Consider the following 20,205-nt stretch of genomic DNA (forward strand, 5'->3'; position numbering starts at 1 on the left):
GCGAGGGCGCTTGCTCCCGCTGGGTCCTGTAGGCGCTGGCGAAGCCTGCGATCTTTTGATCTTTCGCTTGAGAATCAAGTGTCTGGGGAAAGATCGCAGCCTCGTTGCACTCGACAGCTCCTACTGCTGGTAAGCCTCCAGCTCATCCTCGGCCAGGATGCGAATGTTGCGCCGTTCCATGGCAATCAGGCCGCCATCCACCAGGCGATGAAGAATGCGCGAGAAGGTCTCCGGCTGAATCCCCAGCTTGGAGGCCACCAGGCGTTTGGACACCTGCAGCACCAACTGGCCGTCACGGGGATCGCGCTCCTGAAGCAGAAAGTTGATGACGCGCCGGCTGGCGCTGGCCAGGGTCAGGTTGTCGATGTCCTTGAGGCGCTGGTGCAGATGGATGCTCATGCTCGCCAGGATTGCCAGGCAGACCTTTGGTTGGTCTTCCAGGGCGTTTCGGTAATGGTTGCCTTCGACACTCACCAGCACACTGTCCTTGATCGCCGACGCGCTGACCGGGTAGCACTTGGCCTGGCTGAACAGCAGGGCCTCGGCGAAGGTCTGGCCGGGCTGGATGATCTCCACCAGGTTTTCCTGGCCTTCGCCGGTGACCCGATACAACTTGATCTGCCCACTGACCAGCAGGAAAAACCGCTTGGCCGGGTCGCCCTGATGCATGAGCGTGCTGTTGCAGGGCAGGCGCTTGAGGACGGCGAGGTTGCACACTTCCTCGAAAATCCGCTCCGGCAACTGGCTGAACAAGTGGTGACGGCGCAACAGTAAAACGATGGAAGGGTGAGTCAGCATGGCGTACCTCCGCGTACCCTCATGGTAGGGCCCAAGGCGCCGCCGGCCTATGCCTCGGCAGGCCTACCTCGGAAGAGGGATGGGCCCCCGCTCAAGACACAAACCTTGTGGGAGCAAAGCTTGCTCGCGATAGCGGTGGGGCAGCTTGCCGGGGTGTTGAATGTGCCGCCGCCTTCGCGAGCAAGCTGTGCTCCCACAGGGGGGATGTGCTGGCTGGGCTAGCCCGCTCCGCGCAGATGCTCCATGGCCCATACGGCCGCTTCGACCCGTGAACGCAGGCCGAGCTTGTGCAGCAGGTTTTTCACATGGACCTTGACCGTGCCTTCGGTGATGCCCAGTTTGTGGCCGATGACTTTGTTGCTGTAGCCGCCAGCAATGGTCTTGAGCACCTGGCGTTCGCGCTCGGTCAGTTCCACATCGGTCTGGCGCGGCGGGGAGCGCAGGGCTTGGGCCATGACGCGGGTCAGGCCGGGGCTGATCACCAGCGCGCCGTTGAGGGCGTCGCGGATGTACTGGATCAGCAGTTCAGGCTCCATGTCCTTGAGCAGGTAGCCGTTGGCGTCCAGGCGCAGGGCATCGCGGATGTCGTCTTCGGCGTCGGACACGGTGAACAGCAACACCTTGCCGGTGTAGTGCATGGCGCGTAGCCGACGCAGGGTTTCGATGCCGTTCATCTGCGGCATGTTGTTGTCCAGCAGCACCAGATCGGGCTTGAGCGGTTCGATCAGCGTCAGGGCTTCTTCGCCGTGGCTGGCTTCGCCGACGATCTGCAAATCGTCTTCAAGCTCAAGCATCTGGCGGATCCCGCGACGCATCATCGGGTGATCGTCGACCAATAGCAAGGTGTGACGCAGAGGGGCGTTCATGTTGCGAGGCCTTCGGTGTGTTGGCCCAGGAATTCCGGTTGGAAATGCACCTGGATACGGGTGCCCTGGGGGGCTCGGGAGAGAATCTGCAATTGGCCGCGCAGGCTGCGGGCCCGTTCGTTCATGATGTTCAGCCCATGGTGTTCGCGCTGGTCGACCTCGCCGCTAAAGCCCCGGCCATCGTCTTCGATCGACAGCCGCACCGTCTCGCCTTCCTGGCGCAGTTCGAGCCAGGCGTTCTCGGCATGGGCATGGCGCAGGCAGTTGGACAGGGCCTCACGGGTGATCTGCAGGATGTGGATTTGCTCACTGGCTGACAGCTCGAAAGCCAGGGTGTCAACGAACAGGTGCACTTTGAAGTCGCCTCGGTTGGAGAACTCTTCAGCGGTGTCCTTGAGCTCCTCGACCAGGCCGTCGTCGTGGATCTGCAGGCGGAAGGTCGTCAGCAATTCGCGCAACTGGCGGTAGGCGTTGTTGAGGCCTTCGCGCAGTTCGCCGGTGACGGTCTCCAGGGTTTGCACCGGCTCGCCCCGACGCATCAGGGTCTGCATGCGGCTGACTTGCAGCTTCATGTACGACAAAGCCTGGGCCAGGGAATCATGCAGCTCGCGGGCAATGATTGTGCGCTCATCGAGCAGCAGCAGGCGATGGTCCTGTTCACGCTGGCGCTTGAGCGACAGTGATGTGCCAATCAGGTTCGCCAAGGCTTGGATCAGTGCGGTTTCCCAGGGTTGCGCCGTGTGGCCGTCGACAAAATGCGCCTTGAGTTCACCCAGTTCATTGCCCTGGTTACTGATGCTGAACGTCTGCGGACGAGCGGTGTGATGTTTCTGGCAGGTGGCGCAATCGCTGCTGGCGCACACCTCGCGGCTGTTGGCGCCATGCAGGGCCAGCAGTTGCCGGGCCGGTGCCTGCAATTGCCCTTGCAGGCACAGCGATAGACGCAGGCCAGGGAGTCGCTGTTGGAAGCGCCGGATCAATTCATCGAGCCCTTCGGCGTTGGCCTGGCGGGTGGCGAGGTTGCGGCTGCTCTGATACAGCAACTCCAGGGCGGCATTGGCCTGTTGCAGGTTCAGGGTCTTTTGCTGGACCTGGTTTTCCAAGGTGCGGTGGGATTGCTCAATGGTCTCGGCCATGGTGTTGAAGCTCGTCGCCAACTGGCCCAACTCATCCGCGGATTGATGATTGACCCGTACCTGGAACTCGCCACGGCGAAAGCGCTGGGTGGCTTCCACCAATTCCTGCAAGGGTGTGACCACGCCGTACTGCAACTCATACAGGCCGATCAGCAGGATGATCATGGTGCTGAACAGCGCCATGCCCTGGATCGTCTGTTGCCAGCCCTGTTTGTGTTCGCTCTGGCGTTGCAGCAGGGTGACAAATTGGTCCAGTTGCTCAACGAAAGAGCTGGCGCTGGCCTGGAAAAACGCCGCATCGCCGCGCTCGATGGCCGGTCGCAAGGTCTGGTTCCAGCGTTGCACAAGGTTCTGGTAGCTCTGGTGCAGGGAGGTTGTCGGCCCATCTTCCAGCACGGCGCGCAAGGCGGGGCTGTCGAGGCGCTGTTGCAGGCTGTCGATGATTGCCGGGACCTCACCGGTGGCCCCGGCCGCCAGTTTCCAGCTCAGGTGGTAGGTCTCCATGCGTACGGAGCCGGCAGTGTTGATGGCCGCGGCGTCGCCCTGGCTGAACCAGGCGATCAACCCGGCGCTCAACGAACTGGCCAGGGCGAGGATGGCGATGAGGATCACCGCCACGCCGGCGCGAGCGGGCAGGGAGCTGCGCAGCCAGCCCATCATTGAGGCTGACTCTGCAAGAAAATCTGAAACCCGAACATGGGCGACGCCTGGACCTGGGGTGTAGTCGCCGATCCTTGGCGTACTACCTCTAAAGAGTTGCCCGCCGCTCCGTTTCGATAAAAGCTTCGGCAGACGTGATCAAGATGTTGATAAATAAAGGGTTTTATCGATATCAGGGTCTACCTCCTTAGAGGTAGGCGGGCCAAGCATAGGCCAGTACCGCCTTGGGGCACGTTGACCCAGGTCAAGTTTTTGCGGGGTTCGCATCACTAGGCTGCGCTCATCGAACTGACGGAGTGCATCGTGATGCGAGCGCAAATGCAACAAGGGCTGGTACTAGGGATGAGTACCCTGGCCTTCACCGTGTGCTTCATGGTCTGGATGATGTTTGCCGTGCTCGGCGTCCCGATCAAGGAAATGCTGGCCCTCAACGAAACCCAATTCGGCCTGTTGGCCGCCACCCCGGTGCTGACCGGTTCGCTGGTGCGTTTGCCCCTGGGCCTTCTGACCGACCGCTTTGGCGGACGGATCGTGTTCTTCCTGCTGATGCTCTCCTGCGTGTTGCCGCTGTACCTGATCACCCTGGCGACCGCTTTCTGGCAGTTCCTGGTGCTGGGCCTGTTCGTCGGCCTGGCCGGTGGTTCGTTCTCGGTGGGCATCGCCTACGTCGCCAAATGGTTCGACAAGCAGAACCAGGGTTTCGCCATGGGCGTCTTCGGTGCGGGCAACGCGGGGGCTGCGGTGACCAAGTTCCTCGCTCCGGCGTTGATCGCCTTCGGCTCCTGGCACCTGGTGCCGAAAGTGTTCAGCGCCATCCTGTTCATCACTGCGCTGCTGTTCTGGTTTCTCACCAGCGAGAAAAAGGAACACAGCGGCACTGGCGGCGCCACGTTGCGCGAGCAATTGAAAACCTTGAAAGAACCGGCGGTGTGGCGCTACTGCCAGTACTACTCGATCGTGTTCGGCGGCTACGTGGCCCTGGCCCTGTGGATGACCAAGTACTACGTGCAGGAATACGGTTTCAGCCTGCAAAGCGCAGCGCTGCTGGCGGCGTGTTTCTCCCTGCCCGGCGGCGTGCTGCGGGCCGTCGGCGGCTGGATGTCCGACCGCTGGGGTGCCCAGAGCGTGACCTGGTGGGTGTTGTGGGTCAGCTGGATCTGCCTGTTCCTGCTGTCCTACCCCCAGACCCAACTGCAAGTGCAGACCGTCAACGGCCTCGTCGACTTCCACATCGGCCTCAGCGCCACGCTGTTCACCGTGCTGCTGTTCGTGATGGGCATCGCCTTCGCGTTCGGCAAGGCCTCGGTCTTCAAATACATCGCCAACGACTACCCGAAAAACATGGGTGCGGTGTCCGGCATCGTCGGCCTGGCCGGCGGCTTGGGTGGGTTCGTGCTGCCGATCATGTTTGGCGCCCTGGTGGACCTCACCGGCGTGCGCTCGTCCTGCTTCATGTTGATGTACGGCGTGGTCTGGGTCTCCCTGATCTGGATGTACCTGAGCGAAGTGCGCAAGCGCCCGCTGCTGGGTAAACAAGCGCCGGCCAGTCAGTCCCCGTTTTCCAGCATTGCCCAAGGAGAAGAACATGTCCGTTCTGCAAACGCCTGAAAAAGGCCCGGTCATTCATGACTGGCGCCCGGAAGACCCTGCATTCTGGGGGCGCAGCGGCAAACAGACCGCACGCCGTAATCTGTGGATTTCCATCCCGGCGCTGTTGTTGGCCTTCGCGGTGTGGATGGTCTGGAGCACGGTGATCGTGCGCCTGAACGCCATCGGCTTCAGCTTCACCACTGACCAGCTGTTCTGGCTGGCGGCCCTGCCGGGGCTGTCCGGCGCGACCTTGCGCATCTTCTATTCGTTCATGGTGCCGATCTTCGGTGGCCGGCGCTGGACCGCCCTGAGCACCGCGTCGCTGCTGGTGCCTGCGCTGTGGATGGGCTTCGCCGTGCAGGATCCGGCCACGCCTTATAGCGTGTTCGTACTGATCGCGCTGCTCTGCGGTTTTGGGGGCGGCAACTTCGCCTCGAGCATGTCCAACATCAGCTTCTTCTACCCCAAGTCCCAGCAGGGCACCGCCCTGGGCCTGAACGCCGGGCTGGGTAACCTGGGTGTGTCGGTGATGCAGTTCAGCGTGCCGCTGGTGATCTCCTTCGGTGTGTTCGGCTTCATGGGCGGCCAGCCACAGGTGTTGGCCGACGGCAGCTCGTTGTGGCTGCAAAACGCCGGTTTCATCTGGGTGCCGTTCATCCTCGCCGTGACCCTGATTGCCTGGTTCGGCATGAACGACCTGTCCAGCGCCCGCGCTTCGTTCAGCGAGCAGGCAGTGATTTTCAAGCGCAAGCACAACTGGCTGATGTGCTGGTTGTACCTGGCAACCTTCGGCTCGTTCATCGGTTTCTCTGCCGCCTTTCCACTGCTGATCAAGACCTCGTTCCCGGAAGTCATCGCGCTGAAATTCGCCTTCCTCGGCCCGCTGGTCGGTGCCTTGGTGCGGCCACTGGGCGGCTGGCTGGCGGACAAGCTCGGTGGGGCGAAGGTCACCCTGTGGAACTTCGTCCTGATGATCGCGATGGTCTTCGGCGTCCTGCACTTTTTGCCGCAGAACGGCCAGGGTGGCAGCTTCTACGGCTTCCTGGGGATGTTCATGTTGCTGTTCATCACCACCGGCGTGGGCAACGGTTCCACCTTCCGGATGATCCCGGTGATCTTCCGCACCCTGCATGAAAAAGCCGCCCTGGGCAAAAAGCCCGAGGTACGCGAGCAAGCGCTCAAGAACGCCGGCAAGGAATCGGCCGCGGTGCTGGGTTTCAGCTCGGCCATGGGCGCCTTTGGGGCGTTCTTCATTCCCAAATCATTTGGCACTTCGATGGCCCTGACCGGCGGCCCGGAGATGGCCTTCTACATGTTCGTCGGCTTTTACCTGAGCTGCATCGTGGTGACTTGGTGGTGGTACGCCCGCAAGGGCGCCGCGACACCTTGCTAAGCCGAACCTAAACCTGCGTGGGCGGGGCGCAGACCCCGCGGAGCAAGCCTGAGAGGAACACACTGTGAGTCATTTATTGGATCAACTGCGGTTTTTCAACCGCAAGCAAGGCGAGTTTTCCGACGGTCATGGCGAGACCCGCAAGGAGTCCCGCGACTGGGAGAACGTCTACCGCTCCCGCTGGCAGTACGACAAGATCGTGCGTTCCACCCATGGGGTGAACTGCACCGGTTCGTGTTCGTGGAAAATCTACGTCAAGAACGGCCTGATCACCTGGGAAACCCAGCAGACTGACTACCCGCGTACCCGCAACGACCTGCCCAATCACGAGCCGCGCGGCTGCCCTCGTGGCGCCAGCTACAGCTGGTACATCTACAGTGCCAATCGGCTCAAGTACCCGAAGATCCGCAAGCCATTGCTCAAGCTGTGGCGCGAAGCCCGGCAGACCCTGCCGCCAGTGGAGGCCTGGGCCAGCATTGTCGAGGACAAGGCCAAGGCTGACGCCTATAAAAGCAAGCGTGGCATGGGCGGTTTCATCCGTTCCAATTGGGAGGAAGTCAACGAGATCATTGCCGCGGCCAACGTCTACACCGTCAAGGAACACGGCCCGGACCGGGTGGTCGGCTTCTCGCCGATCCCGGCGATGTCGATGGTCAGCTATGCCGCCGGTTCGCGTTACCTTTCGCTGATCGGTGGCGTGTGCCTGAGTTTCTATGACTGGTACTGCGACTTGCCACCGGCCTCGCCGATGGTCTGGGGTGAGCAGACCGACGTGCCGGAATCGGCCGACTGGTACAACTCCAACTACATCATCGCCTGGGGCTCCAACGTTCCGCAGACCCGTACCCCCGACGCGCACTTCTTCACCGAGGTGCGCTACAAGGGCACCAAGACCGTGGCGATCACCCCGGATTACTCGGAAGTCGCCAAGCTCACCGACCTGTGGCTCAACCCCAAGCAGGGCACCGACGCCGCGCTGGCCCAGGCCTTCAACCATGTGATCTTCAAAGAATTCCACCTGGACAAGCCTAGCGCCTATTTCACCGAATACGCCAAGCGCTACACCGACTTGCCGGTGCTGGTGATGCTCAAGCCGATGCTCGGCGCAGCGCCGGGTGCCGGTTATCAGCCGGACCGTTTCCTGCGCGCCAGCGACCTGACCGACAACCTCGGCCAGGACAACAACCCGGAATGGAAAACCATTGCCCTGGATGCCGACGGCGAACTGGTTTCGCCCCAAGGCTCCATCGGCTATCGCTGGGGCGAGAAGGGCAAGTGGAACATCCTGCCCCGTGAAGGCGGCGCAGGGCGTGAGATCGACCTCAAGCTGAGCCTGATCGGTGGCGACGTCGCCGAGGTGGCGTTCCCGTATTTTGCCGGTGAAGCCCAGGAGTACTTCCAGCACGTGGCCGGTGATGCGGTGCAGTTCCGTCGGGTGCCGGTGCACAGCGTGGTGCTTGCCGATGGCAGCGTGGCGAAAGTCGCCACTGTATTCGACCTGTCGGCGGCCAACCTGGCCATTGACCGTGGCCTGGGTGGCGCCAACGTTGCCAAGGACTACGACGATGCCTCGGTGCCTGGCACCCCGGCCTGGCAAGAGCAGATCACTGGCGTGAGCCGCGAGAAAGCGATCCAGATCGCTCGCGAGTTCGCCGACAACGCCGACAAGACCCGTGGACGCTCGATGATCATCGTCGGTGCGGCGATGAACCACTGGTACCACATGGACATGAACTACCGTGGGCTGATCAACATGCTCATGCTCTGCGGTTGCGTCGGCCAGACCGGCGGTGGCTGGGCCCACTACGTCGGCCAGGAAAAACTCCGTCCGCAATGCGGCTGGCTGCCCCTGGCCTTCGGCCTGGACTGGAACCGTCCGCCACGGCAGATGAATGGCACGAGCTTCTTCTACGGCCACAGTTCGCAATGGCGCCACGAGAAGATGAGCATGCACGATGTGCTCTCGCCCCTGGCCGACAAATCGCAATTCCCCGAGCACGCCCTGGACTACAACATCCGCGCCGAACGGGCCGGCTGGTTGCCGAGCGCGCCGCAGCTCAACACCAACCCGCTGCACATCTGCCGCGATGCCGCCGCCGCTGGCCTGGACCCCAAGGACTACGTGGTCAAGTCACTGCAGGACGGTTCCCTGCGCTTTGCCTGCGAGCAGCCCGACAGCCCGGTGAATTTCCCGCGCAACATGTTCATCTGGCGTTCCAACCTGCTGGGCTCCTCTGGCAAGGGCCACGAGTACATGCTCAAGTACCTGCTGGGCACCAAGAACGGCGTGATGAACGAAGACATCGGCCATAGCACCGAGTGCAAGCCCACCGAGGCCGAATGGGTCGACGAGGGCGCCATTGGCAAGCTCGACCTGGTGACTACCCTGGACTTCCGCATGTCCTCGACTTGCGTGTATTCCGACATCGTCTTGCCGACCGCCACCTGGTACGAAAAAGACGACATGAACACCTCGGACATGCACCCGTTCATTCACCCGCTGTCGGCCGCTATCGATCCGGCCTGGGAGTCGCGTTCGGACTGGGAAATCTACAAAGGCATCGCCAAGGCGTTTTCCGCCATGTCGGTCGGCCACCTGGGCGTCGAGAAAGACCTGGTCACCGTGCCGTTGATGCATGACAGCGTCGGCGAGCTGGCCCAACCCTTTGGCGGCACCGACTGGAAAAGTGCCGGTGTGGCGCCCATCCCGGGCAAGAACGCACCGAACCTGCAGGTGGTGGAGCGCGACTACCCGAACATCTACAAGCAGTTCACCTCCCTGGGCCCGATGCTCGAGAAGCTCGGCAACGGTGGCAAGGGCATCAACTGGAACACCGACACTGAAGTTAAATTCCTCGGCGAACTGAACCACAAGGAAGTCGAGGCGGGTATCAGTCAAGGGCGGCCGAAGATCGACAGCGCCATCGACGCCGCCGAAGTGATCCTGTCCCTGGCCCCGGAAACCAACGGCCATGTCGCGGTGAAAGCCTGGGCTGCACTGTCGGAGTTCACCGGCATCGACCACAGCCACCTGGCCATCTCCAAGGAGCACGAGGCGATTCGTTTCCGCGACATCCAGGCCCAGCCGCGCAAGATCATTTCCAGCCCGACCTGGTCTGGCCTGGAAGACGATCACGTGAGCTACAACGCCGGCTACACCAACGTCCACGAGTCGATCCCATGGCGCACCATCACCGGCCGCCAGCAGTTCTACCAGGATCACCCGTGGATGCAGGCGTTCGGCGAGCAGTTGATGAGCTACCGGCCACCGGTCAACACCCGCACCATCGAAGGCGTGAAGGGCAAGCGCAGCAATGGCCAGACCGAGATCGTCCTGAACTGGATCACCCCGCACCAGAAGTGGGGCATCCACAGCACTTACAGCGACAACCTGCTGATGCTCACCTTGAGCCGTGGCGGACCGATTGTCTGGCTCTCGGAAATCGACGCCAAGCGCGCCGGTATCGAGGACAACGACTGGATCGAATGCTTCAACGTCAACGGCGCGCTGACCGCCCGGGCGGTGGTCAGCCAGCGGGTCAAGGAAGGCATGGTGATGATGTATCACGCTCAGGAACGGATCGTGAACGTGCCCGGCTCGGAAACCACCAAGACCCGTGGCGGCCACCACAACTCGGTGACCCGCGTGGTGCTCAAGCCCACCCACATGATCGGTGGCTATGCGCAACAGGCCTATGGCTTCAACTATTACGGCACGGTCGGTTGCAACCGCGACGAGTTCGTCGTGGTGCGCAAGATGTCCAAAGTCGATTGGCTCGATGGTTCCAGTGGCGATGATCTGCCGCGTCCACTGCCGACTGATATCGAGGAGAACTGAGATGAAAATTCGCTCACAAATCGGCATGGTCCTGAACCTGGACAAATGCATCGGCTGCCACACTTGCTCGATTACCTGCAAAAACGTCTGGACCAGCCGTGAAGGCATGGAATACGCCTGGTTCAACAACGTCGAATCCAAGCCGGGCATTGGCTATCCCAAGGAATGGGAAAACCAGGACAAGTGGAAGGGCGGCTGGATCCGCAACGCCGACGGTTCGATCAACCCGCGCATTGGCGGCAAGTTCCGCGTGCTGGCGAACATCTTCGCCAACCCGGACCTGCCGAGCCTGGACGACTACTACGAACCGTTCGACTTCGACTACCAGCACCTGCACACCGCGCCGCTGGGCGAGCATCAGCCCACCGCGCGGCCGCGTTCACTGGTGTCTGGCAAGCGCATGCAGAAAATCGAATGGGGCCCGAACTGGGAGGAAATCCTCGGCACCGAATTCGCCAAACGGCGCAAGGACAAGAATTTCGACAAGATCCAGGCGGACATCTACGGCGAGTACGAAAACACCTTCATGATGTACCTGCCGCGCCTGTGCGAGCACTGCCTGAACCCAGCGTGCGCGGCGTCCTGCCCGAGCGGCGCGATCTACAAGCGCGAAGAGGACGGCATTGTCCTGATCGACCAGGAGAAGTGCCGCGGCTGGCGCATGTGCATCAGCGGCTGCCCGTACAAGAAGATCTATTTCAACTGGAAGAGCGGCAAGTCGGAAAAATGCATTTTCTGCTACCCGCGCATCGAAGCCGGGATGCCGACAGTCTGTGCTGAAACCTGCGTCGGACGGATTCGTTACCTCGGTGTGCTGCTGTATGACGCCGACCGCATCAGCGAAGTGGCCAGCACCGCCAATGAGCAGGACCTGTACGAAAAACAACTGGAGATTTTCCTCGACCCGAACGACCCGGCGGTGATTCGCCAGGCCCTGGCCGATGGCGTGCCGCAGTCGGTGATCGACTCGGCGCAACGCTCGCCGGTCTACAAAATGGCCGTGGACTGGAAGCTCGCGCTGCCGCTGCACCCGGAGTACCGCACCTTGCCGATGGTCTGGTACGTGCCGCCACTCTCGCCGATCCAAAACGCGGCCGCCGCTGGCACCGTGGGCATGAACGGGGTGATCCCGGATGTCGACAGCCTGCGCATCCCGCTGCGTTACCTGGCGAACATGCTCACCGCTGGCGATGAAAAACCGGTCAAGCGCGCCCTCAAGCGCCTGCTGGCGATGCGTGCCTACAAGCGTTCCGAACAAGTGGACGGCGTGCAGGATCTGCAAGTGCTGGCCGACGTCGGCTTGAGCGTGAACCAGGTGGAAGAGATGTACCGCTACCTGGCCATTGCCAACTACGAAGATCGGTTTGTCGTGCCAAGCGCCCACCGCGAAGACGCCATGAGCGATGCGTTCGCCGAACGCTCCGGTTGTGGCTTCAGCTTTGGTAGCGGTTGCAGCGGCAGTTCCGACACCAACATGTTCGGCGGCAAGAAAGCCAACCGCCGCGACGTAATCAAAACCGTGCAGTTGTGGGAGGAGTGAGCATGCGCATTCTCAAAGTGATTTCGTTGCTGCTCGATTATCCGACCGAGACCCTGGTGGCCGCTCGGGATGAGCTGGAACAAGCGATTCTCCAAGCGAGGGAAATCAGTCCGAACCAGCGCGCCGGGTTGTTCGAGTTGCTCGAGGTGATCTGCGGCAAGGACCTGATGGACGGCCAGGAGCATTACGGCGCGCTGTTCGGCCGGGGCCGTTCGCTGTCGCTGCTGTTGTTCGAACACGTCCACGGCGAGTCCCGCGACCGCGGCCAGGCCATGGTGGACATGATGGCCCAGTACGAAGAGGCCGGCTTTGCCATCGGCGTCAAGGAGCTGCCCGATTACATCCCGCTGTACCTGGAGTTCTTGTCCACTCGCGAAGACATCGAGGCCCGCGAGGGCCTGGCCGATGTGGCGCACCTGCTGGCCTTGCTTGCGGCGCGCCTGGATGAGCGTGAAAGCGCCTACGCCAGTTGCTTCCGGGCCTTGTTGCAAATCGCTGGGGCCGAGCCTCAGGTGGCGGTGGCCGAGTTGCGTGAGCAAGTGAAGGCCGAGCCACGGGACGACTCACTCGAAGCCCTGGACAGGATCTGGGAAGAGGAGGCGGTGGATTTCATGAAAGCCGAACAGCAGGACCGTTGCAGTTCACTGCCGAGCGCGCCGGGCAAGGCGCGGGACGAAAGCGCGGTGCCGTTGCACTGGGTGGATTTTCAGCATGAAGGGCGGGCCGCTGCGCCTGCCGGGGAGGTGGGCAATGTCTAAATGGGATCTGTTGTTGTTCGGGGTCTACCCCTATATCGCCTTGGCGATTTGCCTGCTCGGCAGCTGGGCGCGGTTCGACCTGTCCCAGTACACCTGGAAGGCCGGTTCCAGCCAGATGCTGAGCAATCGTGGCATGCGCGTGGCGAGCAACCTGTTCCACGTCGGCGTGCTGTTCGTGCTGGCCGGGCACTTCGTCGGGCTGCTGACGCCATCGGCGATTTACCACCATGTGCTGAGCACCGAGAACAAGCAGTTGTTGGCGATGGTCTCCGGCGGCTTCTTCGGTGTCCTGGGCCTGATCGGCCTGGTGATGCTGATCAATCGGCGCCTGACCGACCCACGGGTCCGCGCCACGTCCAGTACCTCGGACATTCTGGTGCTGGTGGTGCTGCTGGTGCAACTGGTGTTGGGGCTGCTGACCATCGTCGCGTCCACCGCCCACATGGACGGATCGGTAATGGTGATGCTGGCCGACTGGGCCCAGAACACCGTGCTGTTGCGTCCGGTGGAAGCGGCTACGGCCATCGCACCAGTGGGCTTGGTCTACAAGCTCCATGTGCTGCTGGGCCTGACGCTGTTCGTGTTGTTCCCGTTCACTCGTCTGGTCCACATCGTCAGTGCGCCGGTCTGGTACCTGGGACGTCGTTATCAAATCGTTCGGCAGAAGTTTTGAGGAGAAGATCATGACGAGTGGATGCGGATGTGGCGGTAGTGGTGGCGGCAGCGGCGGCTGCGGTTCTTCGGCAAAAGCGGCACCGGTGAGCGCGCCGGTTGCCGATGTCGAATCGACAGGAGCGGTGCAGTTCGAACCGGCCCAGGCCGAGCCGGCGGCGGGTGATGAAGCCCCGGCGCAATTGATCGCCAGCAGTGAGCAGGAGTGGCCGATCATCAGCGTCAACGGGGTGTCGATCACCCCGCAGGCGATGGCTCAGGAGCTGCAATATCACCCGGCCGAGAGCCGCGAGGATGCGGTCTACCAGGCCGCCCGGGCCCTGGTGATACGCGAACTGCTTCAGCAGCGCATCGCCGAGTTGGGTCTGGCACTGCAGGTCGGCGCCGGTGAAAACGAAGAGGAAGCGGCCACGCGGCTGCTCCTTGAGCGTGAGGTGCAGGTGCCGAACTGTGACGAGGCCACTTGCCTGCGTTACTACGAGAGCAATCGGGCGCGCTTTCACAGCGCACCGTTGCTGGCGGTGCGGCACATTCTGCTCGAATGTGCGCCGGATGATACCGAGGCCCGCGATCAGGCCCATGTCCAGGCCGAGTTGCTGCTGGAACGGCTTGACCAGTTCCCGGGCAGCTTCGCCGAACTGGCGCTGATGCATTCGGCTTGCCCGTCCAAGGAGCAGGGCGGCTCGCTGGGACAGATCAGCAAGGGGCAGACCGTGCCCGAGCTGGAACGCCAGTTGTTCACCCTGCCGGCGGGCCTGGCCAGCAAACCGCTGGAAAGTCGTTACGGCTGGCACGTGATCAGCATCGACCAGCGCATCGAAGGCCAGCCGTTGCCTTACGAGGTGGTGGCGACGGCGATTCGCACCCAGTTGCAGCAGGGCGTGTGGCAAAAAGCGCTGGTGCAGTACCTGCAAACCCTGATCGGTGCGGCGGACATCCGTGGCATTCATCTTCAGGGCGCCGACTCGCCGCTGGTGCAGTGAGCACTGGTTCAATCAGGGGACATACATGAACGCGGTGTTGCAGGACGGGTTTGGGCGCCAGATCGATTATTTGCGGATGTCGGTGACCGATCGTTGTGATTTTCGCTGTGTGTATTGCATGGCGAAGAACATGACGTTCCTGCCGCGCCAGCAGGTGTTGACCCTGGAAGAGTTGCAACGTCTGGCGCGGTTGTTCGTCGGCCTGGGGGTGAAGAAAATTCGCCTGACCGGTGGCGAGCCGTTGATCCGTCCGGGCATCGTCGGGCTGTGCCGCGAGATCGCGGCATTGCCCGGCCTGCGGGAACTGGTGATGACCAGCAACGGCTCGCAGTTGGGACGACTGGCACGGCCGCTGGTCGACGCTGGCGTCAAGCGCATGAACATCAGCCTCGACAGCCTGGACGGCGAGCGCTTCCGGGCGATCACCCGCAACGGCAACCTGGATCAGGTGCTGGCTGGCATTGAAGCGGCGAAGGTGGCCGGGTTCGAACGGATCAAACTCAACTGCGTGGTGATGAAAGGGCGCAACTTCGATGAAGTCCCGGCGTTGGTGCAGTACGCCATCGAGCAGCGGATCGACATCAGCTTTATCGAGGAAATGCCCTTGGGGGAGGTCGGGCGTTCCCGGGGTGAATCGTTCTGTTCCAGTGATGAAGTCAGGGCTGAGATCGCCAGCCATCACCGGCTGCTCGACAGCACTGAAAACAGCGGTGGCCCGGCGCGCTATGTACGCCTGGAGCGGCATCCGCAGACCCGGATCGGTTTCATTTCGCCCAACACCCATAACTTCTGCGCCAGTTGCAACCGCGTGCGCATGACCGTTGAAGGACGGTTGCTGCTGTGCCTTGGGCAAGAGGATTCCCTCGACCTGCGTGGCTTGCTGCGCCGCTATCCGTTGGACGACCAGCCGCTGATCCAGGCGGTGCAGCAGGCGTTGCGCGGCAAACCCTTGCGCCACGACTTCAACCCTGGCGGGGAGGTGCAGATTGTGCGGTTCATGAACATGAGTGGGGGGTGAGCTTCACTACATATGTTGAATGTACCGCCGCCATCGCGAGCAAGGTCAACCTCAATGCTGCTGACCCACCCTCGATTCTTGATATCGATCAATTGCAACCCGTGCCTTTGTCCGTACCATCCACTGCATGTTGTGTTTTAAAGATCATGAAAATCTATATGTAGTGTCTGGAGCCAAAATGCAGAGCACGTTGATCTCAGTAGGCTGTAACCGTTTGCACAAGCGCGATGGCAGTGTGGTCGCCTTTGATGCGGACAAGATCCGCCAGGCGCTGATCGCTGCCGGCAAGGCCACCGGCGAGTACGCCGAAGTCGAGGCCGAAGGGTTGCTGGAGGCGGTGTTGGCGCGGTTGGAAGGGCAAACGCGGTTGAACGTCGAGCAGATCCAGGACCGCGTCGAACGGGTGCTGATGGATGCGGGTTTCTTCCTCTCCATGCGTGCCTATATCGTCTACCGCGAGCAACATGGTCGCTTGCGCCGGGACCGCCGCACCCTGGTGGAAGTCGCCACCTCGATGAACGAATACCTGGACCGTGAAGACTGGCGCGTGCAAGCCAACGCCAACCAGGGCTATTCCCTTGGCGGGCTGATCCTCAACGTATCGGGCAAGGTCACCGCCAACTACTGGCTCGACGAGGTCTACAGCCAGGCCATCGGCCAGGCCCACCGCGAGGCCGATCTGCATATCCACGACCTGGACATGCTCGCCGGTTACTGTGCCGGTTGGTCCTTGCGCACGTTGTTGCATGAAGGCCTCAACGGCGTGCCAGGTCGGGTCGAGGCCGGGCCACCCAAGCACCTGAGCAGCGCCTTGGGACAGATGGTGAATTTCCTCGGCACCCTGCAAAACGAATGGGCCGGGGCCCAGGCATTCAGCTCGTTCGACACTTACCTGGCGCCCTACGTGCGCAAGGACCAACTCAGCTACGACGAGGTTCGCCAGTCGTTGCAGGAGTTCATCTACAACCTCAACGTGCCGTCACGCTGGGGCACGCAAACGCCGTTTACCAACCTCACGTTCGACTGGGTCTGCCCGCAGGATCTGCGCGAACAGATCCCGGTGATCGGCGGCGAAGAGATGCCATTCGCCTATGGCGACCTGCAAGTGGAAATGGAGCTGATCAACCGTGCCTACATCGAAGTGATGCAGGCTGGCGATGCGAAAGGGCGGGTGTTCACGTTCCCGATCCCGACCTACAACATTACCCATGACTTCCCGTGGGACAGTGAGAACGCCGATCGGCTGTTCGAAATGACCGCTCGCTACGGCTTGCCGTATTTCCAGAACTTCCTCAACTCGGACATGCAACCCAACCAGGTGCGCTCAATGTGCTGCCGCCTGCAACTGGACGTGCGTGAGTTGCTCAAGCGCGGTGGTGGCCTGTTCGGCTCAGCGGAACAGACCGGCTCCCTGGGGGTGGTGACGATCAACTGCGCACGCCTGGGCTATCTGTACAAAGGGAATACCAGCGCATTGCTGCAACGCATCGATGCGCTGATGGAGCTGGCGAAGGAGAGCCTGGAGGTCAAGCGCAAGGTCATCCAGCACCACATGGATGCCGGTTTGTACCCCTACACCAAGCGCTACCTGGGCACCTTGCGCAATCACTTCTCCACCATCGGCGTGAACGGCTTGCATGAAATGCTGCGCAACTTCACCGACGACCAGCAAGGCCTGCACACCGAGCAGGGTCGGGCGTTCGCGCTGAAACTGCTGGATCACGTGCGGGCCACGCTGCTGCGTTTCCAGGAAGAAACCGGCCACCTCTACAACCTGGAAGCCACGCCCGCCGAAGGCACCACCTACCGCTTCGCCAAGGAAGACCTCAAGCGCTACCCCGACATCTTGCAGGCCGGCAGCCCGGTCGCCCCGTACTACACCAACTCGTCGCAACTGCCGGTGGGCTTCACCGACGATCCGTTCGAAGCCCTGGAGCTGCAAGACGAACTGCAATGCAAGTACACCGGCGGCACCGTGCTGCATCTGTACATGGCCGAGCAGATTTCCTCCACTCAGGCCTGCAAGCAACTGGTGCGCAAGGCCCTGGGACGTTTCCGCCTGCCGTACCTGACCATCACGCCGACCTTTTCCATCTGCCCGGTGCACGGTTACCTGGCCGGCGAACACGAGTTCTGCCCCAAATGCGACGAAGCCTTGCTGCTGCAACAGCAGTTGGCAGGCAGCGTTCACTGATCCGATCCATCGACCGCAAGGAGCTTCTCCCATGAACGCATCACAATCTCTTCCGCAGGCACAGCGTCAACGTTGCGAAGTCTGGACCCGCGTGATGGGTTACCACCGCCCGGTGGCGGCCTTCAACCCGGGCAAGCAGTCCGAGCATCGCGAACGGCTGCACTTCACTGAAAGCGCGGCCGGGCGTCCATGAGTCGAGTGCTACGGGTCGGGGGCATGGTGCCCCTGACCACCCTCGATTATCCGGGCCAACTGGCTTGCGTACTGTTTTGCCAGGGTTGCGCCTGGCGTTGTCGTTACTGCCATAACCCGCAATTGATCCCGCCGCGCGGCAGCGAGGAGGTGGATTGGTGTCGGGTCTTGGCGTTCCTGCAACGCCGCCAGGACCTGCTCGATGCCGTGGTGTTCAGCGGCGGCGAGCCGACCTTGCAGGACGGCCTGGCCTCGGCCATGGAGGAGGTCCGGCAGATGGGGTTTCGCGTCGGCCTGCACAGCGCCGGAATCAAGCCGGCGGCCTTCGCCAAAGTGGTCGGTCTGGCCGACTGGGTGGGCTTCGACATCAAGGCGTTGCCCGAAGATGCCCTGGACGTGACCCGGGTCGAAGGCAGTGGTGCCGCCAACTGGCGCAGCCTCGACCATCTGCTGGCCAGCGGCGTGGAGTATGAATGCCGTACCACCGTGCATTGGCACCTGTTCGACCCCGAACGGTTGTTGACCCTGGCCCGCCGTTTGAGCGAGCGCGGCGTCAGCCGGTTCGCCGTGCAATTGGTGCGCACTGCGCGGATGCTCGACCCCCATCTTTCCAGCGTCTCGGCACAAGCCTTGCAACCTGAGTTGTGGGCCGCCCTGCGCGAGTTGTTCCCCTCGTTCGTCTTACGCAGTTGACCGAACGCAGGGATGAACGACCGACAGCGGCCCGGGATGACCGGGCCACACTTTTTTAAGGTTTTCAAATGCGCTGCCAGTCGGCAGGTAATTGAACAGGGAGCATTTGATATGACCAGACTCACCACTGCCCAACGTATCGTGATCGGCTTTGCCATCGCCCCACTGGCCTTGATCGCCTTGGCGCTGTACGCCTTGAGCGACCTGGCGATGCTGCGCGACCAGGCCGAGCAGATCGTCAGGCAGGATTGGCCGAAGATCGATCCGATCATGGTGATCGCCACGGGCGTGCGCGATAACGCCAGGAACACCCGGGACCTGTTGATCGACAAGAACAATGCGCAAGTCCAGCAATCGATCGACACCACCCGGCAACGCATTACCCAGGCCTTTGCCACGCTGGAGCCGTTGTTCGATCAACCCGAAGGCAAGGCCGCCTATGCCGAGCTGAAGAAGCGCCGCGAGGCTTATGTGGCAGCGTTCGTCCAGGTGCAGGCGTTGATCCGCCAAGGCGCTACGGACGAGGCGATGACGCAGCTCAAGCAAGGCGTGATGCCGGCAGAGCTTGAGGTGTACAAAAGCCTGGATGCGCTGATGGCGATGCAGGGCAAGGTCTTTGTCGAACGTGAACAGTTGGCCCAGGCGCGTTACAGCGATGCGCGGCGCAACATGCTCGCGCTGGTGCTGGCTTGCCTGGCCCTGGTGAGCCTTGTCGCGATACTGGTGACCCGCAGCGTGACCCGTCCACTGGGGGGGGAGCCCAATGACGCGGCGCGGGTGCTGAACCTTATCGCCCAGGGCGACCTGACGATCCGGGTACCGGTGGGTGTCGGCGCCAACGACAGTGTGATGAGCAACATGCATGACATGCAGCAGAGCCTCAACAGCATGGTCCGGCACATTGCGGCCTCGGTGGATCGGGTGGCCAGTTCCTCCGAAGAATTGAGCGCGGTGAGCAGCCAGACCAACAGCACCTTGCAGTTGCAAGGACAGGAAATCGAACAGGCTGCGGCGGCGGTGAACCAGATGACCGCCGCCGTGGATGAAGTGGCGCGCAATGCCGTGAGCACCAGCGAAGCCTCGCGGGTGTCCGAGCAAACCGCCCAGCGTGGCCGTGAGCAGGTTCAGGAGACGGTCGCTTCCATTACTGCGCTGGCGGACGGTGTGACGGACAGCTCCGGGCGAATCCAGCAATTGGCCGGACGGGTGCAGGACATCAGTTCGGTGTTGGATGTGATTCGCAGCATCGCTGAACAAACCAACCTGCTGGCCCTGAACGCCGCCATCGAAGCGGCTCGCGCGGGTGATGCCGGGCGTGGTTTTGCGGTGGTCGCCGATGAAGTCCGCGCACTGGCCCATCGGACCCAGGTTTCGACCCGGGAGATCGAGGACATGATCGGCAATATCCGCCTGGACAGCGGCCACGCGGTGACCTCCATGCAAAACAACAGTGAACTGGTGCAGGCCACCCTGCTAGTGGCCCAGCGCTCCGGCGATGCCCTGGATGAAATCGCCCATTCGATCTCGCAGATCAACGAGCGCAACCTGATGATCGCCAGCGCCACGGAACAGCAGGCCCTGGTGGCCCGAGAGGTGGACCGCAACCTGGTGGGTATTCGCAACCTGTCCGAACAGGTGCTGCTGGGCGCCCGCCACACCGACACCGCCGGCCAGGACCTGGCGCAGATGGCCGGTTCGCTGCATGAGACGGTGGCGCGGTTCAAGGTATAGGCGAGGCACTGCCAGGCTTCACAGCAATCGACCTCACCATAAATCCCCTGTGGGAGCGAGGCGGTGGGTCAGTTTGCGGTGATGTTGGATGTGCCGACGTCATCGCGAGCAAGCTCGCTCCCACAGGGGGAGTTCAGGTGTTG

15 protein-coding genes are annotated in these 20,205 nt (G+C 62.0%); 12 read left to right on the plus strand and 3 right to left on the minus strand.

Annotated elements, in window-relative coordinates; all coding sequences use genetic code 11:
- Positions 1-120: 120 nt before the first annotated feature.
- The 3 genes from EPZ47_RS13065 to EPZ47_RS13075 form a co-directional block, all read right to left on the minus strand.
- Positions 121-798, minus strand: coding sequence for a Crp/Fnr family transcriptional regulator (locus EPZ47_RS13065; protein WP_135845149.1), 678 nt, complete (start codon positions 796-798; stop codon positions 121-123).
- A 218-nt stretch (positions 799-1,016) separates the two neighbouring features.
- Complete coding sequence (narL, locus tag EPZ47_RS13070) at positions 1,017-1,664, minus strand: two-component system response regulator NarL (protein WP_123413743.1); 648 nt, start codon at positions 1,662-1,664, stop codon at positions 1,017-1,019.
- On the minus strand, positions 1,661-3,460 hold the full coding sequence (locus EPZ47_RS13075; protein ID WP_135845150.1) for a HAMP domain-containing protein: 1,800 nt from the start codon (positions 3,458-3,460) through the stop codon (positions 1,661-1,663). The genes narL and EPZ47_RS13075 overlap by 4 nt, the downstream gene beginning before the upstream one ends.
- A 306-nt stretch (positions 3,461-3,766) precedes the next feature.
- Here EPZ47_RS13075 and EPZ47_RS13080 point away from each other — a divergent pair, with 306 nt between their 5' ends.
- The 12 genes from EPZ47_RS13080 to EPZ47_RS13135 all read left to right on the plus strand — a co-directional run bounded on the left by EPZ47_RS13080 (position 3,767) and on the right by EPZ47_RS13135 (position 20,062).
- On the plus strand, positions 3,767-5,068 hold the full coding sequence (locus EPZ47_RS13080) for an MFS transporter (protein ID WP_406550168.1): 1,302 nt from the start codon (positions 3,767-3,769) through the stop codon (positions 5,066-5,068).
- Complete coding sequence (locus EPZ47_RS13085; RefSeq protein ID WP_135845152.1) at positions 5,046-6,443, plus strand: NarK family nitrate/nitrite MFS transporter; 1,398 nt, start codon at positions 5,046-5,048, stop codon at positions 6,441-6,443. The genes EPZ47_RS13080 and EPZ47_RS13085 overlap by 23 nt, the downstream gene beginning before the upstream one ends.
- A 64-nt stretch (positions 6,444-6,507) precedes the next feature.
- Positions 6,508-10,281, plus strand: coding sequence for a nitrate reductase subunit alpha (locus EPZ47_RS13090; protein WP_135845153.1), 3,774 nt, complete (start codon positions 6,508-6,510; stop codon positions 10,279-10,281).
- Between the two features lies 1 nt (position 10,282).
- Entirely contained in the window at positions 10,283-11,821 is a 1,539-nt protein-coding gene (gene narH / locus EPZ47_RS13095; protein WP_025213361.1) for a nitrate reductase subunit beta, read from the plus strand.
- A gap of 2 nt (positions 11,822-11,823) precedes the next feature.
- Positions 11,824-12,579, plus strand: coding sequence for a nitrate reductase molybdenum cofactor assembly chaperone (gene narJ / locus EPZ47_RS13100; RefSeq protein ID WP_135845154.1), 756 nt, complete (start codon positions 11,824-11,826; stop codon positions 12,577-12,579).
- Positions 12,572-13,252 (plus strand): respiratory nitrate reductase subunit gamma, encoded by a 681-nt coding sequence (gene narI / locus EPZ47_RS13105; RefSeq protein ID WP_135845155.1) that lies wholly within the window; start codon positions 12,572-12,574, stop codon positions 13,250-13,252. Before narJ ends, narI begins: the two co-directional genes overlap by 8 nt.
- Positions 13,253-13,262: 10 nt before the next feature.
- Positions 13,263-14,234, plus strand: coding sequence for a peptidylprolyl isomerase (locus EPZ47_RS13110; protein ID WP_135845156.1), 972 nt, complete (start codon positions 13,263-13,265; stop codon positions 14,232-14,234).
- A gap of 25 nt (positions 14,235-14,259) precedes the next feature.
- Positions 14,260-15,252 (plus strand): GTP 3',8-cyclase MoaA, encoded by a 993-nt coding sequence (gene moaA, locus EPZ47_RS13115; RefSeq protein WP_135845157.1) that lies wholly within the window; start codon positions 14,260-14,262, stop codon positions 15,250-15,252.
- Positions 15,253-15,430: 178 nt separating this feature from the next.
- Complete coding sequence (locus EPZ47_RS13120) at positions 15,431-17,446, plus strand: ribonucleoside triphosphate reductase (protein ID WP_135845158.1); 2,016 nt, start codon at positions 15,431-15,433, stop codon at positions 17,444-17,446.
- Between the two features lie 31 nt (positions 17,447-17,477).
- Positions 17,478-17,639 (plus strand): anaerobic ribonucleoside-triphosphate reductase, encoded by a 162-nt coding sequence (gene nrdD, locus EPZ47_RS30595; RefSeq protein WP_135845159.1) that lies wholly within the window; start codon positions 17,478-17,480, stop codon positions 17,637-17,639.
- Positions 17,636-18,331: an anaerobic ribonucleoside-triphosphate reductase activating protein gene (locus EPZ47_RS13130; RefSeq protein ID WP_135845160.1), complete on the plus strand. Its 696-nt coding sequence runs from the start codon at positions 17,636-17,638 to the stop codon at positions 18,329-18,331. Before nrdD ends, EPZ47_RS13130 begins: the two co-directional genes overlap by 4 nt.
- A gap of 111 nt (positions 18,332-18,442) precedes the next feature.
- Positions 18,443-20,062: a methyl-accepting chemotaxis protein gene (locus tag EPZ47_RS13135; protein ID WP_135845161.1), complete on the plus strand. Its 1,620-nt coding sequence runs from the start codon at positions 18,443-18,445 to the stop codon at positions 20,060-20,062.
- Positions 20,063-20,205: the final 143 nt, after the last annotated feature.

The sequence above is a fragment of the Pseudomonas viciae genome (assembly GCF_004786035.1).
GTDB classification, from domain to species: Bacteria; Pseudomonadota; Gammaproteobacteria; order Pseudomonadales; family Pseudomonadaceae; genus Aquipseudomonas; species Aquipseudomonas viciae.